This window comes from Nocardia sp. 852002-51101_SCH5132738 (genome assembly GCF_001665695.1).
Lineage (GTDB): Bacteria > Actinomycetota > Actinomycetes > Mycobacteriales > Mycobacteriaceae > Nocardia > Nocardia nova.
Window position 1 is genome coordinate 64344 of record NZ_LZML01000217.1, and the last position, 16272, is coordinate 80615.

The following is a 16272-nucleotide window of genomic DNA, read 5'->3' on the forward strand; positions in this document are numbered from 1 at the left end:
GACTCCTGTATCCCCGCCGCTACCGTTCCTCGAAGCCTGTTATTCCGCCGAGGGCGGCGCCCCAGTTTTCCACAACCAGGTCGACTCGACCAGGCGTGTCACCCGACCGCAACAATGCCAGCAAACGCTCGCACGCCGGTCGCGGACCCTCGGCCACCACGTGCACGCGCCCGTCCCGGGTGTTGCGGGCGTGGCCCACCAAACCGAGCTCCAGCGCCCGCGCTCGCGTCCACCAGCGGAACCCGACGCCCTGAACCAGGCCGTGCACCCAGGCGCTGAGCCGGACGGGGTCGGGGCTCACGAGTCGATCTTGTCGATCTGGAACGTCAGATTCACCGTGGTGCCCGCCTTCAGCGTCCGTCCCACCGTGCACACCTTGTCGATGGCGCGCTGCACGGTGACCAGCAGGCGCTGGCGCCCGGCCTCGTCGAGTTCGGACAGGTCCAGTTCGACGATCTCGTTCAGTTCCGGATACACCTCGTTCTCGCGGTCGGCGTCGCCGGAGACGCGGATCGTGGTGTCGTAGGTCTCGCCCAGCCGGTTGGACAGCGGGAAGTCCGAACTCATCCCGGTGCAGGCGGCCAGCGCGATCTTCAGCAGCTCGCCCGGGGTGAAGACGCCCTCGACGCCGTCGGAGCCGATGAGTACCTCGGCTCCGCGCGAGCTGCGCCCGGTGTAGCGGCGGGTGCCGGTCCGCTCCACCCACAATTCGGTCACCGGCTTCGGCGCCTTGGCCTGCGGGGCGGCCGCGACGGTCGCGGGCTGCGCAGCGGCGGCGGCGGCGGCGGCGGTGGGTGCGGCGGAGTTGGCGGTCTGTTCGGACATACCGTCGATCCTGCCATCGTGCCCGGCGTATCCGCACCGCACACCGGCTTTCACCACGGCCTGCGGAGGCCGTTGTGTCCGATATCACCGGTTCTGCCGGGCGTCGCCGGGCCCGGGTCAGGCTTGGAATCGGTACCCCATACCGGCCTCGGTGAGCAGATGTTTCGGCTGGGACGGGTCGTCTTCGAGCTTGCGCCGCAGCTGCGCCAGATACACCCGGAGATAGTGGGTTTCGGTCGCATACGTCGGGCCCCACACCTCGCGCAGCAGTTCCCGGCGGCCCACCAGTTTGCCCTGATTGCGCACCAGCATTTCCAGCACACCCCATTCGGTGGGCGTGAGGTGGACATCGCGGCCGCCGCGGATGACCTTCTTCGCCGCGAGATCGACGGTGAACGAGGACGTTTCCACGATCGGCGCCGACTCCTCGGCCGTCGAGGCGGAACGCCGCACCGCCGCCCGCAGGCGGGCCAGCAGTTCGTCCATGCCGAACGGTTTGGTGACGTAGTCGTCGGCGCCGGTGTCGAGGGCCTGCACCTTGTCCGAGGAATCGGTGCGGGCGGACAGCACGATCACCGGCATCGAACTCCAGCCGCGAATTCCGGCCAGTACCTCGACACCGTCGATATCGGGCAGGCCGAGATCCAGCACGACCACGTCGGGGTGTTTCTCCGCGGCCGCCCGCAGGGCCGCAGCGCCGGTGGCGGCGGTGATCACCTCGTAGCCACGCACCGACAGATTGATCCGCAGCGCGCGCAGGATCTGCGGTTCGTCGTCGACGACCAGCACGCGGGTCGCGGCCGGCGGTCGTTCGGCCGATGTCACGACGCCTCCTGTGTCTTGCGGGACACCCGCACCCGGTCGGCGGCGCGAGCGGGCTGCGCAGTGTTGCTCACGACGCCTCCTGTGTCTCTCCTGCCGGCAACTCGATCACCATGGTCAGCCCACCTCCCGGCGTCGGTTCGGCGTGTACGGTCCCGCCCATCGCCTCGACGAATCCGCGGACCACCGACAGGCCCAGGCCCACACCGGTCGAATTGTCGCGGTCGCCCAATCGCTGGAACGGCTCGAACATCTGGTCCTCGAGTCCGGTCGGAACGCCCGGACCGTAGTCGACCACTGTGATGGATACCCGGCCGCCGTCGCGTTCGGCGCCAACCCGCACCGGTGTGTCGGGGACCGTCGTTCCGGCCGGCGCCGAGTAGCGCAGCGCGTTGTCGATCAAATTGGCCAGCACCCGTTCCAGCAGGCCGCTGTCGGCATAGACCGACACCTCGCCGACTTCGACCTTCACCCGGTCCATCGCCGCCTGCCGCACACCGCGGGTCCCCATCCCGACGCCGACGACCGCGCGGTTGACCACCTCCTCCAGGTAGACCTGTTTGAGGTTGGGTTCCACGGCGCCGGCCGCGAGCCGCGAGGAGTCGAGCAGATTGCCGACGAGCGCGGTGAGCTGATCGGTGGATTCCTCGATGGTTTCCAGTAATTCGGCGGTATCTGCGGGGGAGAACTGCACGTCCTCGCTGCGCAGACTCGATACCGCCGCCTTGGCCGCGGCCAGCGGCGTGCGCAGGTCGTGGCTGACCGCCGACAGCAGTGCGCGGCGCAGCCGGTCGGCCGCCATCACACCGGCGGCCGCCTGGGCCTGGTCGGCGAGTTCACGCTGGCGCACGAGCCCGGCCGCCTGCCCGGCCACCGCGGCGAGCACCCGGCGGTCCCCGGGTGTCAGCGCGCGCCCGCTGAGCAGCAGCCAGTGTTCCTCGTCGCCGGCTCCGATCGCGGTATCGGCGGCGCCGGGGGTGCGCGCCGGATTGTCACCGACGCAGGCGATCACCTCGGCGTCGCTGACGAAACTCACCGCCCGCTGACGGTAGATCTCGCGGGCGCGCTCGAGCAGATCGGGCAGGTCGGCGCCGTGCAGGATCGCGCCGGCGAACAGGGTCAGCAACTCGGCTTCGCGCGAGGCCGTGCGTGCCTCGCGGGTGCGATTGGCCGAGATGTCGACCAGCGCCGCGACCGCCACGGCAACCCCCGCCATCACGACGATGGTGAGGAAATTGTTGGGTTCGGCGATGGTGAGGCTGTGGCGTGGGGTGGTGAAGAACCAATTCAGCAGCAACCCGCCCAGCACCGCCGACAGCGCGGCCGGCGCGACACCGCCCAGCAACGCGACCGCGATCACGCCGATGAAGTACATCGCGCTCTCACCGGCCAGATCCAGTCGCGAATCCAGCCACAGATAGCAGACCAGGGTGATCAGGGTGGGCACGACCAGCGCGGCCAGCCACGACACGGTCGGTCGCTGCCGCCGCAGCAGGGCCGACCAGCGCAGCCCTCGTTGCGCTTCCTCGTGGGTGACCATGTGGACGTCGATGGTTCCCGAGCGCTGCACCACGGTCGCGCCGATGCCCTGGTCGAGAATCCGCGCCCACCGCGAGCGCCGTGAGGTGCCCACCACCAGCTGGGTGGCGTTGACCTGCCGGGCGAAATCCAGCAGGGCGTTCGGCACGTTCTCGCCGGTCACCGTGTGCAGGCTGGAACCGAGCCCGGCGGCGAGCTCACGCAACCGGTGCAGCCGTTGCGCCGATACCCCGGCCAGCCCGTCGCCGCGCACGACGTGCACGACAATCAGCTCGGCACTGGATTTGGTGGCGATGCGGCTCGCGCGGCGCACGATCGTCTCCGATTCCGGCCCGCCGGTCACCGCGACGACCACGCGTTCGCGCGCCTCCCAGGTCGCGGTGATCTTGTGGTCGGCACGGTACTTGGCCAGCGCCGCGTCGACCTGATCGGCCAGCCACAACAGGGCCAGTTCGCGCAGCGCGGTGAGGTTGCCGGGCCGGAAGTAGTTGCGCAGCGCCGCGTCGACCTTGTCGGCGGTATAGACGTTGCCGTGGGAAAGCCTGCGCCGCAATGCCTCCGGGGTGATGTCGACCAGTTCGACCTGGTCGGCGCCGCGTACCACCCAATCCGGGACGGTTTCGCGTTGCACCACGCCGGTGATCTGCTCGACGACGTCGTTGAGGCTGTCCAGATGCTGGACGTTGACCGTGGAGATGACATCGATACCGGCGTCGAGCAGTTCGTGGACGTCCTGCCAGCGCTTCTCGTTCTTCGATCCCGGCACGTTCGTATGCGCGAGTTCGTCCACCAGGGCCACGGCCGGCGCCCGCCGCAGCACCGCGTCGAGATCCAGCTCGGGCAGGGTCGTGCCGCGGTAGGTGCGCATCGCCGGCGGTATCCGTTCGATGCCCTCGAGCAGTTCCGCGGTCTTGCTGCGGCCGTGGGTCTCCACCACCGCGGCGACCACGTCGCGGCCACGGCTTATCCGCCGATGCGCCTCGCCGAGCATCGCGTAGGTCTTTCCCACGCCGGGCGCGGCCCCGAGGTAGATGCGTAGTTGTCCGCGCTTCACAGGTCCATCATCGCGCGATTCGGACGACGTGGACGGCGCGAAACCCGGACGACCCGGGTGGTTCGCCCGCCGGCAACGCGCAGACCCAGCGCGCAGCTGACGAAGACGATGATCACCATCGCCGCGACCGCGAAATCCGGCACTGTCTTCTCCTCACGACCCCGATGATTGCCGATGTGCCGGTCGACTGGGCGAACCGGACAACACACTGTGCACCTGCGCGGGCGATCGTTCGCCGATCTTGACGCTTTCTTGACGAGGCCGGTGCCGACTTTGACGGCGCGTTCGCGGACGTCGGAGGGACGTAAGCACCTCGTCAAAGCCGTCGTCCGCGCCGCTAAGAAGCCGTCAAGGCCGTCGAGAACGGACCGTTCGAGGCGCTTGACTCTCTGGCGGCGCATCCGCTCCGGATGCCGTCAACAGAGAGGTTTGCACTTATGTCTGTCGCGGTGTTCACCGTCGTGACCGTGGCGATCTTCGCCCTGCTCGGCCTGCTCCAACGGGGGGTGGAACGGCTGTGATCGAGAACATCGTCGGTCTGATCCTGGCGCTCGGCGTCGCCGTCTACATGATCGCGGCGCTGCTGTTCCCGGAGAGGTTCTAGGTGAGCACAACCACTGCCGGGGTCGTCTTCGTGGCGACCCTGATCATCGCGCTCGCGGCGGTCCACCTCCCGCTCGGCGACTACATGTACCGGGTGTATTCGGGCACGAAACACTCGCGTGCCGAACGCCTCCTCTATCGCGCCATCGGGGTCCAGCCCGGAGTGGAGCAGACCTGGGGCGTCTACGCCCGCAGCGTGCTGGCCTTCTCCGCGGTGAGCGTCCTGGCGCTGTTCTTCCTGCAGCTGATTCAGGGCCACCTGCCGTTGCATCTGCACGAGCCCGGGACCGAGATGACCGCGGCGCTGGCATGGAATACCGCGATCAGCTTCGTCACCAACACCAACTGGCAGAACTACGCCGGTGAGTCGACGCAGGGACATCTGGTCCAGATGGCGGGCCTGGCCGTGCAGAACTTCGTCTCGGCCGCGGTCGGGATGGCAGTCGCGGTCGCGCTGGTGCGCGGGTTCGCTCGCCGCCACACCGGCGACCTCGGCAACTTCTGGGTCGACCTCGTGCGCGGCACCCTCCGGATCCTGCTGCCCATCGCGTTCGTATTCGCGATCGTGCTCGTCGCCGGTGGCGCGATCCAGAACTTCCACCTGCACGATCAGGTCGCGCAGACGATCACCGGTGCGACGCAGACGATTCCGGGCGGGCCGGTCGCCTCGCAGGAAAGCATCAAGGAGCTGGGCACCAACGGTGGCGGCTTCTTCAACGTCAACTCCGCGCACCCGTTCGAAAACCCGACGGCCTGGACCAACTGGGTCGAGATCTTCCTGATCCTGCTGATCGCCTTCTCGCTGCCGCGGACCTTCGGCCGCATGGTGGGCAGCACCAAGCAGGGTTTTGCGATCGCGTCGGTGATGGGCGTGCTCGCGCTGATCAGCGTGACGCTGACCAACTTCCTGCAGTTGCGCCATCACGGCACCGTGCCGACGGCGGTCGGCTCGGCGCTTGAGGGCGTCGAAACACGGTTCGGCGTAGCCGATTCCGCGACCTTCGCCGCGTCCACGACGCTGACCTCCACCGGTGCCGTCGACTCCGCCCACGATTCCTACACCAGCCTCGGCGGCATGATGACCATGGTGAACATGCAGCTGGGCGAGGTCGCGCCCGGCGGTGTCGGATCGGGTCTGTACGGGATGCTGATCCTGGCGGTGATCACCGTATTCGTCGCCGGGCTGATGGTCGGGCGCACACCGGAATATCTCGGCAAGAAGATCACCCCGCGCGAAATCAAGTTCGCCGCATCGTATTTCCTGATCACTCCGCTGATCGCGCTGGTGGGTACCGCGATCGCGATGGCGTTGCCGGGCGAGCGCGCGGCCATGGCGAACTCCGGTCCACACGGCCTGTCGGAGGTGCTCTACGCCTTCACCTCGGCCGCCAACAACAACGGCTCGGCCTTCGCCGGGCTCAGCGGCAACACCGTCTGGTGGAATACCGCCCTCGGCCTGGCGATGGTGTTCGGCCGGTTCGTTCCCATCATCGTGGTGCTCGCGCTGGCCGGATCGCTGGCCGCCCAGGGCCATACGCCCGAATCGATCGGCACGTTGCCGACGCACCGGCCGCAGTTCGTCGGCATGGTGGCCGGCGTGACGCTGATCCTGGTCGCCCTGACCTTCCTGCCCATGCTGGCGCTCGGGCCGCTCGCCGAAGGAATCCACTGACATGACCGCTCCGACAACCGATTCCGTGGCCACCCCGCGCGGTGCCGAGCCTTCCTCGCGCCGGAAGTCCCGGGGCATGTTCGATCCGGCGCTGCTGGCGCGGTCGCTGCCCGAGGCCCTGCGCAAACTGGATCCGCGCACGCTGTGGCGCAATCCGGTGATGCTGATCGTGGAGATCGGCGCCCTGTGGTCCACGATCCTCGCCGTCGCCCATCCCACGGTCTTCGCGTGGGCGATCGTGATCTGGCTGTGGCTGACGGTGATCTTCGCCAACCTGGCCGAGGCCGTCGCCGAGGGCCGCGGTAAGGCCCAGGCCGATACGCTGCGAAAAGCCAAGACCGACACCGTCGCCCGGCGGCTGGTGAACTGGCATCCGGGCGCCGAGGCGCCGGTCGAGGAGCGGGTTCCCGCACCCGAACTGCGGCGCGGCGACTGTGTCGTGGTCGAGGCCGGGCAGGTGGTGCCGGGTGACGGCGACGTCGTCGAGGGCATCGCCTCGGTCGACGAATCGGCGATCACCGGGGAATCCGCGCCGGTGATCCGCGAATCCGGCGGCGACCGGTCCGCGGTCACCGGCGGCACCACCGTGCTCTCGGACCGCATCGTCGTCGAGATCACCCAGGAGCCGGGCGGCAGTTTCATCGACAAGATGATCGCGCTGGTCGAGGGCGCCAGCCGGCAGAAGACACCCAACGAGATCGCGCTGAACATCCTGCTGGCCGCGCTGACGATCATCTTCGTGTTCGCGGTCGTGACGTTGCAGCCGCCGGCGATCTTCTCCAAGGTGAACAATCCGGGGGTCGGCGACAGCGCGGCGCTGAACGCGCACGGCATCACCGGCATCGTCATGGTGTCGCTGCTGGTCTGCCTGATTCCCACCACGATCGGCGCATTGCTGTCGGCGATCGGCATCGCGGGCATGGACCGCCTCGTTCAGCGCAATGTGCTGGCGATGTCGGGTCGCGCGGTCGAGGCCGCCGGCGATGTGAACACGCTGCTGCTCGACAAGACCGGCACCATCACCCTCGGCAACCGGCAGGCGTCGGGCTTCGTCGCCATGCCGGGCGTCACCGAGGACGAGATGGCCGACGCCGCACAGCTTTCCAGCCTTGCCGACGAAACACCCGAGGGCCGCTCGATCGTGGTGTTCGCGAAATCCGCATACGGCAAACGCGAACGCACCCCTGGTGAGCTCGCGGGCGCGAACTGGGTGGAGTTCACCGCCCAGACCCGGATGTCGGGCGTGGATCTGCGGGATGGACATCAGTTGCGCAAGGGCGCCGCGAGTGCGGTCACGGAATGGGTTCGGGTCCATGGTGGTTCGGTGCCGGAGGACGTCGGGCGGACCGTGGACGGCATCTCCGCCTCCGGCGGCACACCGCTGGTGGTCGGCGAACTGCTCGACGGGAAAGCCCGGCTGCTGGGTGTGGTCCATCTGAAGGATGTGGTGAAACAGGGCATGCGGGAGCGCTTCGACGAGATGCGCCGCATGGGGATTCGCACCGTGATGATCACCGGCGACAACCCGCTGACCGCCAAGGCGATCGCAGACGAGGCCGGAGTCGACGACTTCCTGGCCGAGGCCACTCCCGAGGACAAGCTGGCGCTGATCAAGAACGAACAGGCCGGCGGGCGCCTGGTCGCCATGACCGGCGACGGCACCAACGACGCTCCGGCGCTGGCGCAGGCCGATGTCGGCGTCGCGATGAACACCGGAACGTCGGCGGCCAAGGAAGCCGGCAACATGGTCGATCTGGATTCGGATCCGACCAAGTTGATCGAGATCGTCGAGATCGGCAAACAGTTGCTGATCACCCGGGGCGCGCTGACGACCTTCTCCATCGCCAACGACATCGCGAAGTACTTCGCGATCATTCCCGCGCTGTTCGTGGCGTTGTTCCCCGGTCTGGACGTGCTCAACGTGATGCGGTTGCACAGTCCGCAGTCGGCGATCCTGTCCGCGGTGATCTTCAACGCGATCGTCATCGTGGCGCTGATCCCGCTGGCTCTGCGCGGCGTCGACTATCGCCCCTCGAGTGCGTCGAAACTGCTCAGCCGCAATCTCGCCATCTACGGGGCGGGCGGCATCGTCGCCCCGTTCATCGGCATCAAACTCATCGACGTTGTCGTCCGATTCCTGCCTGGGATGTCCTGATATGCCTTCGTTCTCGATGCGATACACCACCTGGTTCCGTCAGCATCTGGCCGCTGTGCGGGCACTGCTCGTGCTGACGGTGATCACCGGAATCGCCTATCCGCTGGCCGTATTCGCGGTCGCGCAGTTGCCGGGCCTGCACAACAGGGCCGAAGGTTCGCTCGTCCACCGCGACGGGAAGCTGGTGGGCAGCAGCCTCATCGGTCAGGCGTTCACCGACGGCAACGGCGCGGCGCTGTCGCAGTACTTCCAGACCCGCCCCTCGAATTCCGCCCCGGCCGACGGCAGCCGCCCCGACGGCTACGACCCCACCAACACCGGCTTCGGCAACAAAGGTCCCGAGGACGTCGTCGACACTCTGGCCGCCGACCCGTCGCAGACGAAGACCGGTTTGCTGACCACGGTCTGCACGCGCAGCAAACAGGTCGGCGAGCGCGAGGGCGTCTCCGGGGCGCGACCGTTCTGCACACCCGGCGGGGTCGGTGCGGTGCTGGCGGTCTTCGGCCCCCGCGACAGCCACGGGCAGGTCACCGCCCCCACGAAGGTCGTCAGCGTGAACGAGGCGTGCCCGGCGACGCCGTTCCAGGACGCCTACCGCGGGGTCCGGGTGGACTGTGCCCAGCCCGGAACGGACTATTCGGCCGGGCTGATCGTCCCCGTCCGCGGTGACGCGCCGGCCGATACCCCGGTGCCCTCCGACGCGGTCACCGCGTCGGGGTCCGGACTGGATCCGCACATCTCACCGCGCTACGCGCAGATCCAGAGCGCGCGGGTGGCGGCCGCCCGGGGTGTCACGGCCGAACAGGTCGCCGCTGTGGTGGCGGCACATACCGACGGTCGGGACCTGGGCTTCCTGGGAGAGCCCAGGGTCGACGTCCTCGGCCTGAATCTCGAGCTGGACCAGCGCTACCCGGTGCGGCGCTGAGGCTCGGTGCCCGCGAACACGACGTGCCGTGGCGATCGGTGCCGGTGGCGATCAGGAGTGCAGCGCGCTGCCGGCCACCCACTGATCCCACGGCACGATCCAGTCGCCGTTGTTCCACGACGGCAGCGGCGGGCCGCTGGTGTTGCGAACCTCGACCACATCACCCGGAACCGCGAAGTTGTAGAACCAGCGAGCGTTGTCCAGGTTCAGGTTCAGACAGCCGTGCGAGGTGTCGGTATTGCCCTGCGCCCACACCGTGGAGTCGAGCTGGTGCAGGTAGATCCCGTCGCCACTGATCTGGGTGGCCCAGCCGATCGCCTCCTTGTAACCCAGGCGCGAGTTCACCGGCAGGCCGTAGCTGGAGGAATCCATGATCACCGGATTGCCCTTGCCCATCACGGTGTAGATGCCCGCGGGGGTGTTGAAGTAGATCGTCTTGCCGCCGACCTGCTCGCTGCCGCCGCGTCCCATCGAGGTGGGCATGGTGCGGATCAGTTTGCCGTTCTCGAACACCTGCACTTCGTGGGTGTTGTCGTCGGCGATGGAGACGTGCGAGTCGCCGATGGTGAAGCTGGTCTTGGAGTCCTCCTGGCCGAACAGGCCGGGACCCAGCTGCGCGCCGAAGATGTTCGCCGCGACGGTGACCTTGGTGCCGGGCTGCCAGTACTGCTGCGGGCGCCAGTGCGCGTTCTTGTCGTCGAGCCAGTACCACGAACCCTGGACCTGCGGTTCGGTCGTGACCGAGAGCCGCTTCTCGGCCGCCGCGCGGTCACCGACCGCCTCGTCGAAGTGGGCGACGATGACCGTGCCCACACCGTAGGTTCCGCCCTCGGCCAGCGGCTGTCCGCCGGTGGTGGTCAGATACGCCTTGACCTGGTTGCTGGGAGTGAGCGTGGTGAACGACGACGTCATCGGACCGCTGGGTCCGGTGACGGTGATGCCCTTGGCGGTCATGGTGTAGTTGTGCCCGTAACCGAGCGGAACCTTCGGTTTCCACGCGGTCCGCTCCGGATTGAGCGTGCCGTCGACCTGTTTGCCTTCTTCGTTGGTCAACGTCACATCCGTGAGGATGCCGTCGGTTGCGCTCACCTCGATGGTGCCGAGCGGATCGACGTCGGCACTCCCCGTGGCCGGGACCATCGCAATGGCCGGCGCGGCGGGCCCCGGGGTGCCCCGCGTCGGATTCGACGCGGGATCCGGGGATGACGAGCACGCGGCCATCAGCGTTGTCACCAGGGCGATAACCCCGAGCGCAACACTGAATCGGCAGCGGCGAGTGGACATGGTGTCTCCTGCGTTAGCCGTGCGCCTGGGCAAGCCCCCGCAGCGCACCAATCGCCTTACTGTCTCGGTACGTAGTTTACGGGGCTTTTTCAGGTGCTTGCACCTCGGTGGTGTTGCCCCGTGTTTACGCATCGTCGCGCCGGGTACTCCAGTTACTGTTGTGTGCCCAGTGGGCGCTCAGTGACCGATCGACCGGCGTGCCCGGCGTCGTGTGGTCCGCCACCGATGTCTGTTAGGGATGTGTGGTTATGAGAGAACGGTGCGAGACCACAGGCTGCGCGGCCGCTCGCACTGCTGAGGAACGGACGGGTCGGGGAACCACGCTCCGATGACGCGCAGCTGGACGAGGTGTGACGATGAGTGCAAATTTGATGATCGTAGAGGACGACGACCGGGTCCGCAGTGCGCTGCGGCTGGCCATGGAGGACGAGGGCTACGACGTCGCCGAGGCCGAGGAGGCCGAGGATGCGCTCGAACATCTGCGTGACAACGGCGCACCGGATGTGATGATCGTGGATCTGATGCTGGGGGAGATGGACGGATTCACCTGTATTCGTGAGATTCGTCGCGATCACGACGTGCCGATCATCGTGGTCAGCGCGCGTGACGACACTCACGACGTGGTGGCCGCCTTGGAGGCCGGCGCCGACGACTTCGTCACCAAGCCGTTCGAGATCAAGGAGATCACCGCGCGGATGCGGGCGCTGCGCCGCCGCGCCCAGCAAACCGTGGAGCCGCCGGCCCCGCAGGAGGTCGTGCTCGACGCCTATCCCGAAGCGCCGCTGGTGCTTTCGGCCGACGGCGGCACCGTGCACCGCGGCGACGAGGAGTTGCACCTCACCCTCACCGAATTCCGGCTGCTGTGCGAACTGGCCGAGACTCCCGGGCGGGTGCTGTCGCGCAGCGTCCTGCTCGAAAGGGTCTGGGACCGTGGGTTCTTCGGTGACGAGCGGATCGTGGACGTGCACGTCCGGCGGCTGCGGACCAAGATCGAGCGCGACCCGTCGGAGCCGGCGATCGTGGTAACCGTGCGCGGGCTCGGCTACCGCCTCGATGTGCAGCGCTAGATTTCCGCGCCTGCCCCGCCGCCAGATTCTGCGCGGTCGCGTGATCGTCGCTTTCACCGTCACGGGCCTGGTCTCGGCCTTGCTGGCGGTGTTGATCGCGAGGATCGACGGCGGCGGATGGGGCACCGCACTGGCCTGCGCGCTCGGCGGCACCGTGATCGGCGCGATCTTCGGAATCTGGCTGTCGCACCGTTTGCTGGAACCGTTACGCCAGGTCACCGGCACCGCGGCCAAGATCGCCTCCGGTGAGCTCGGCACCCGGTTGCCCGATACCGACGATCCCGATCTCGCCCCGACCGTGGACGCGTTCAACACCATGGTCGACTCGCTGCAGAACCGCATCGATCGCGAGCGCCGGCTGGTCGGTGACGTGAGCCACGAGCTCCGCACCCCGCTGACCACGCTCACCACCAGCGTCGGAGTGATGTCGCGCTACGAGGATCAACTGCCGGAACGGTCGCGGCGGGCGCTGGAGCTGGTCCGCGCCGAACTCGACCATCTGCGCAGATTGCTCGACGATCTGCTGGCGCTGGCCCGGGCCGAGGCGCGCATGCACGGCGCCGACGCCGAACCGCTGTCGGTGCGCGAACTGCTCACCCACACCCTCGCGGAAATGCATTATTCACCGGAACTGCTGACCGTCGCCGACGACGGAATCGTGACCGGGCGAAAGCTCGAACTCGAGCGTGCCCTGGTGAATTTGCTCGAAAATGCGCAGCGGCACGGTGGCGGAGTGATCGCGGTGGGCGTCGCGCGCGCCGGCGACGAAATGGTGATCACGGTCGACGACGCCGGTCCGGGAGTCGCCCCGCAGGATCGGCAACGCATCTTCGAAAGATTCGTGACCGTCCGCCGCGGGAAACGGTCGGGCACCGGCATCGGATTGGCTTTGGTGGCCGAAACGGTGGCCGCCCACGGCGGCCGCGTGAAATGTGACGACCGTCCCGGCGGCGGGGCGCGATTCATGGTGTGGTTGCCCACCGTGACGAAATTCACCGATCATACTTCTGTAACACAACCGTAAAGTAGTCGCACGATAGACCTCAACGTTCGCGGGCAATTCTGAAGAGGTGATGCAGACCCGAACGCGGAGTATGTCATTCAGTTCTCCGGCAACCGACGAGCGGAACGGCCGTCGGAACGTTTCGACCCAGACGCTGATTCGTCGGCCGCGGGTGGACGACGGAGCGCGGATGTGGCGAATCGCAGTGGATTCCCAAGTGCTCGACGCCAATTCGAGTTACGCGTATCTGCTCTGGAGTCGTGACTTCGCCTCGACCACCGTCGTAGCCGAAATCGACTCGGAGATAGCAGGATTCGTCACCGGATATCTGCGCCCGGAATCGCCGGACACACTGTTCATCTGGCAGGTAGCCGTCGATCACGCCTTCCGCGGCCGCGGAGTGGGCGTAGCAATGCTGGATCGGCTCGTCGAAGACGTTGCCGACCAAGGTGTTTCGAAGTTGGAGACAACCGTTTCGCCGGACAACGAGGCCTCGCTGGCGATGTTCGCGTCACTGGCCCGGCGCCGTGACGCGGAAATGACGCGGGAGACGTTGTTCGAGCCAGAAGATTTTCCGGACGGGCACGAATCGGAGGACCTGTACCGGATCGCGCCACTGCAGAGTGACGCAAAACGATAGGAAGGATCATCGATGACCACCGCTGAGATGACCGTTTTCGAATCGCTCGAATCGAATGTCCGTGGATATTGCCGTTCCTGGCCCACGCTGTTCGACACCGCCTCCGGCGCTTGGCTGCGCGACGGTAGCGGACGTGATTACCTCGATTTCTTCGCGGGCGCCGGAGCGCTCAACTACGGGCACAACAATCCCGTTCTCAAAGAAGCATTGATCGATTACATCGCCCGTGACGGAATTACGCACGGACTCGATATGTCGACCGTCGCGAAGCGTGAATTGCTCGAGACGATCAACAAGGTTCTGCTGGATCCGCGCGGCCTCGATTACAAGGTCCAGTTCCCCGGCCCCACCGGTGCGAACGCGGTGGAATCGGCGCTGAAACTGGCCCGCAAGGTGACCGGCCGCACGTCGATTCTGAATTTCACCAACGCATTCCACGGCATGACCCTCGGTGCGCTCTCGGTGACCGGTAACGCGACCAAGCGCGCGGGCGCCGGAGTACCGTTGAATCACGTGAATCCGATGCCCTACGACGGGTATCTGGACGGCACCGACGATCTGGCATGGATGGAGCGGGTCCTCGATGACAATTCCTCCGGTGTGGACAAGCCCGCGGCGGTGATCGTGGAAACCGTGCAGGGTGAGGGCGGCGTGAACGTCGCTCGGGCGCAGTGGCTTCGGCACCTGTCGGAGCTGTGCGCCGCGCGCGGAATTCTGCTCATCGTCGACGACGTGCAGATGGGCTGCGGCCGGACCGGTCCGTTCTTCTCCTTCGAGATCGCCGGCATCACCCCGGACATCGTCACGCTGTCGAAGTCGATCGGCGGCTACGGCCTGCCGCTGGCGCTGGTGCTGATGAAGCGCGAGCTGGACCAGTGGGCGCCCGGTGAGCACAACGGCACCTTCCGCGGCAACAACCCGGCGTTCGTGACCGCCCGCGTGGCGCTCGAGCACTACTGGACCGACGACCGTCTCGAGGCCTCCACCGCCGCCAAGGGCGAGAAGATCCGAAAGTCGTTCGAGGCGCTCTCGGAGAACTTCGAGGGTGTCTCGACCCGCGGACGCGGGCTGGTGCAGGGACTGGTGTTCGACGACGCCTCGGAGGCGGGCAAGGTCAGCAGCATCGCCTTCGAGGAGGGCCTGCTGGTGGAGACCTCCGGCGCCGAAGACCAGGTGGTCAAGCTGCTGCCGCCGCTGACCATTACCGACGACGAACTCGACCATGGCCTGGGCATCCTGGACCGGGCGGTCGACATGGCCCGAGGAGGCAACTGACCATGATCGTGCGTACCACTGCCGAGATCACCGGAACCGACCGCGACGTCGCGGCCGAGGACTGGCGCAGCAAGCGGATCATCCTCGGCGGCGACGGGGTGGGTTTCTCCTTCCACGAGACGACGATTCAGCCGAACACCGTGCACGAGTTCCACTACCAGAACCACGTCGAAGCGGTGTGGCTGGTGGAGGGCGAGGGCACGCTCACGGATCTGACCAACGACGTCACCTACGACCTGGCGCCGGGAACGATGTACCTGCTCAACGGGCACGAGCGGCATCGGGTCGAGACCCGCACGCTGATGCGGATGCTGTGTGTGTTCAATCCGCCGGTCACGGGCAAGGAAGTTCACGACGAGAACGGTGTCTACCCGTTGGTGGCCGTAGGCGAGTAGTGATGTAGTGAGGAGGACGACGCCGCGATGACGTTGGCGGAGAGTCGAATCGACCGCTATCGGACCAGAACGGCCGTAGCGGTACCGCCGGTGGAGCGCACCGACCCCACGGTGTGGGGCACGGTGACCTCGCCGGAGCTGCAGAATTTCGATGCCGATGGGTACGCGATCCTCGACGAATTGCTGACCCCGATGGAGGTGGCCGATATCGCCGCCGACATCGATCGGCTGGCCGCCGATCCGGTGTTGCGTGCCGACGAGCGGGTGATCATCGAGAAGAAGTCGAACAGCGTCCGCTCGATCTTCGAGGTGCACAAGATCAGCGCCGTGGTAGCGGAGCTGGTGCGTGACGAGCGGATCGTCGGGATGGCTCGCCAGATTCTCGGTTCCGAGGTCTACATCCATCAGAGCCGGGTCAACTACATGCCCGGATTCGAGGGTGCCGGTTTCTACTGGCATTCGGATTTCGAGACCTGGCACGCCGAGGACGGGATGCCCTCACCGCGTGCGGTGAGCCTGTCGATCGCGCTGACCGACAACTACCCGTTCAACGGCAGCCTGATGCTGCTGCCGGGCTCGCACCGGCAGTTCATGCCGTGTCAGGGTGAGACTCCCGACGAGCACTACCGGGAATCGTTGCGCGAGCAGCAGATCGGGGTGCCCGCGCAGGAGGATCTGGCCCAACTGGCCGACAAGTACGGCATCGCGCAGTTCACCGGCGCACGAGGTTCGGCGCTGCTGTTCGATTCCAACATCATGCACGGCTCCTCGAACAACATCACCCCGTTCCCGCGGTCGAACGTCTTCCTGGTGTTCAACAGCGTGGAGAACACCCTCGAAGAACCGTATTCGGCCGGGCATCCGCGGCCGACCTACATCGCCTCGCGCGATTTCACCCCCGTGCGCTGAGCGGGGGTGACCCGATCACGTCGGGACCGATGATTGGCACGGGTTCGCTCCCGACGGTGGCGGGGCGAGCCCGGCATCCCCGGCGCGTTTTCGGCCGGAATCCG

General features: G+C 67.0%; 16 protein-coding genes. 10 read left to right on the forward strand and 6 right to left on the reverse strand.

All coding sequences use genetic code 11. The features are described 5' to 3' along the window. Positions 1–19 precede the first annotated feature (19 nt). From A5789_RS34540 to A5789_RS37120, 5 genes are all read right to left on the reverse strand, one after another. Positions 20–301: an acylphosphatase gene (locus A5789_RS34540; RefSeq protein ID WP_030513032.1), complete on the reverse strand. Its 282-nt coding sequence runs from the start codon at positions 299–301 to the stop codon at positions 20–22. Continuing rightward, positions 298–825, reverse strand: a complete 528-nt coding sequence (locus A5789_RS34545) for an OsmC family protein (protein ID WP_082941176.1) — start codon at positions 823–825, stop codon at positions 298–300. The genes A5789_RS34540 and A5789_RS34545 overlap by 4 nt, the downstream gene beginning before the upstream one ends. A gap of 117 nt (positions 826–942) precedes the next feature. Further along, complete coding sequence (locus A5789_RS34550; RefSeq protein WP_063018042.1) at positions 943–1650, reverse strand: response regulator; 708 nt, start codon at positions 1648–1650, stop codon at positions 943–945. A gap of 67 nt (positions 1651–1717) precedes the next feature. After that, the gene (locus tag A5789_RS34555; protein WP_064903908.1) at positions 1718–4240 is read right to left on the reverse strand and encodes a sensor histidine kinase KdpD; all 2523 of its coding nucleotides are present in this window, start codon (positions 4238–4240) and stop codon (positions 1718–1720) included. Further along, the gene (locus tag A5789_RS37120; protein WP_156055458.1) at positions 4237–4383 is read right to left on the reverse strand and encodes a hypothetical protein; all 147 of its coding nucleotides are present in this window, start codon (positions 4381–4383) and stop codon (positions 4237–4239) included. The genes A5789_RS34555 and A5789_RS37120 overlap by 4 nt, the downstream gene beginning before the upstream one ends. A gap of 374 nt (positions 4384–4757) precedes the next feature. On the opposite strand from A5789_RS37120, the gene kdpF reads away from it, so the two are divergent. From kdpF to A5789_RS34575, 4 genes are read left to right on the forward strand one after another with little or no spacing between them, the layout of a single operon-like run. Beyond that, positions 4758–4844: a K(+)-transporting ATPase subunit F gene (gene kdpF / locus A5789_RS37125; protein ID WP_104363013.1), complete on the forward strand. Its 87-nt coding sequence runs from the start codon at positions 4758–4760 to the stop codon at positions 4842–4844. Then, entirely contained in the window at positions 4845–6515 is a 1671-nt protein-coding gene (gene kdpA, locus A5789_RS34565; protein WP_064903910.1) for a potassium-transporting ATPase subunit KdpA, read from the forward strand. A gap of 1 nt (position 6516) precedes the next feature. Continuing rightward, positions 6517–8670, forward strand: a complete 2154-nt coding sequence (kdpB, locus tag A5789_RS34570; protein WP_064903912.1) for a potassium-transporting ATPase subunit KdpB — start codon at positions 6517–6519, stop codon at positions 8668–8670. Positions 8671–8686: 16 nt separating this feature from the next. Next, complete coding sequence (locus A5789_RS34575) at positions 8687–9595, forward strand: potassium-transporting ATPase subunit C (protein WP_064904013.1); 909 nt, start codon at positions 8687–8689, stop codon at positions 9593–9595. A gap of 51 nt (positions 9596–9646) precedes the next feature. Here A5789_RS34575 and A5789_RS34580 read toward each other — a convergent pair whose 3' ends face one another. Then, positions 9647–10879 carry an Ig-like domain-containing protein gene (locus tag A5789_RS34580; protein WP_030513040.1) on the reverse strand — a complete coding sequence of 411 codons (1233 nt, stop codon included), beginning with the start codon at positions 10877–10879 and terminating at the stop codon, positions 9647–9649. Between the two features lie 356 nt (positions 10880–11235). Here A5789_RS34580 and A5789_RS34585 point away from each other — a divergent pair, with 356 nt between their 5' ends. From A5789_RS34585 to thpD, 6 genes are all read left to right on the forward strand, one after another. Next, entirely contained in the window at positions 11236–11946 is a 711-nt protein-coding gene (locus tag A5789_RS34585; protein WP_030513041.1) for a response regulator transcription factor, read from the forward strand. After that, positions 11933–12970: a HAMP domain-containing sensor histidine kinase gene (locus A5789_RS34590; protein WP_063018034.1), complete on the forward strand. Its 1038-nt coding sequence runs from the start codon at positions 11933–11935 to the stop codon at positions 12968–12970. The genes A5789_RS34585 and A5789_RS34590 overlap by 14 nt, the downstream gene beginning before the upstream one ends. A gap of 169 nt (positions 12971–13139) precedes the next feature. Then, on the forward strand, positions 13140–13589 hold the full coding sequence (ectA, locus tag A5789_RS34595; RefSeq protein ID WP_228794116.1) for a diaminobutyrate acetyltransferase: 450 nt from the start codon (positions 13140–13142) through the stop codon (positions 13587–13589). Positions 13590–13601: 12 nt separating this feature from the next. After that, positions 13602–14864, forward strand: coding sequence for a diaminobutyrate--2-oxoglutarate transaminase (gene ectB, locus A5789_RS34600; protein ID WP_030513044.1), 1263 nt, complete (start codon positions 13602–13604; stop codon positions 14862–14864). 2 nt (positions 14865–14866) lie between these two features. Next, positions 14867–15259 carry an ectoine synthase gene (locus tag A5789_RS34605; RefSeq protein WP_030513045.1) on the forward strand — a complete coding sequence of 131 codons (393 nt, stop codon included), beginning with the start codon at positions 14867–14869 and terminating at the stop codon, positions 15257–15259. A gap of 27 nt (positions 15260–15286) precedes the next feature. Next, positions 15287–16168, forward strand: a complete 882-nt coding sequence (thpD, locus tag A5789_RS34610) for an ectoine hydroxylase (RefSeq protein ID WP_063018028.1) — start codon at positions 15287–15289, stop codon at positions 16166–16168. The last annotated feature ends 104 nt before the right edge of the window (positions 16169–16272 follow it).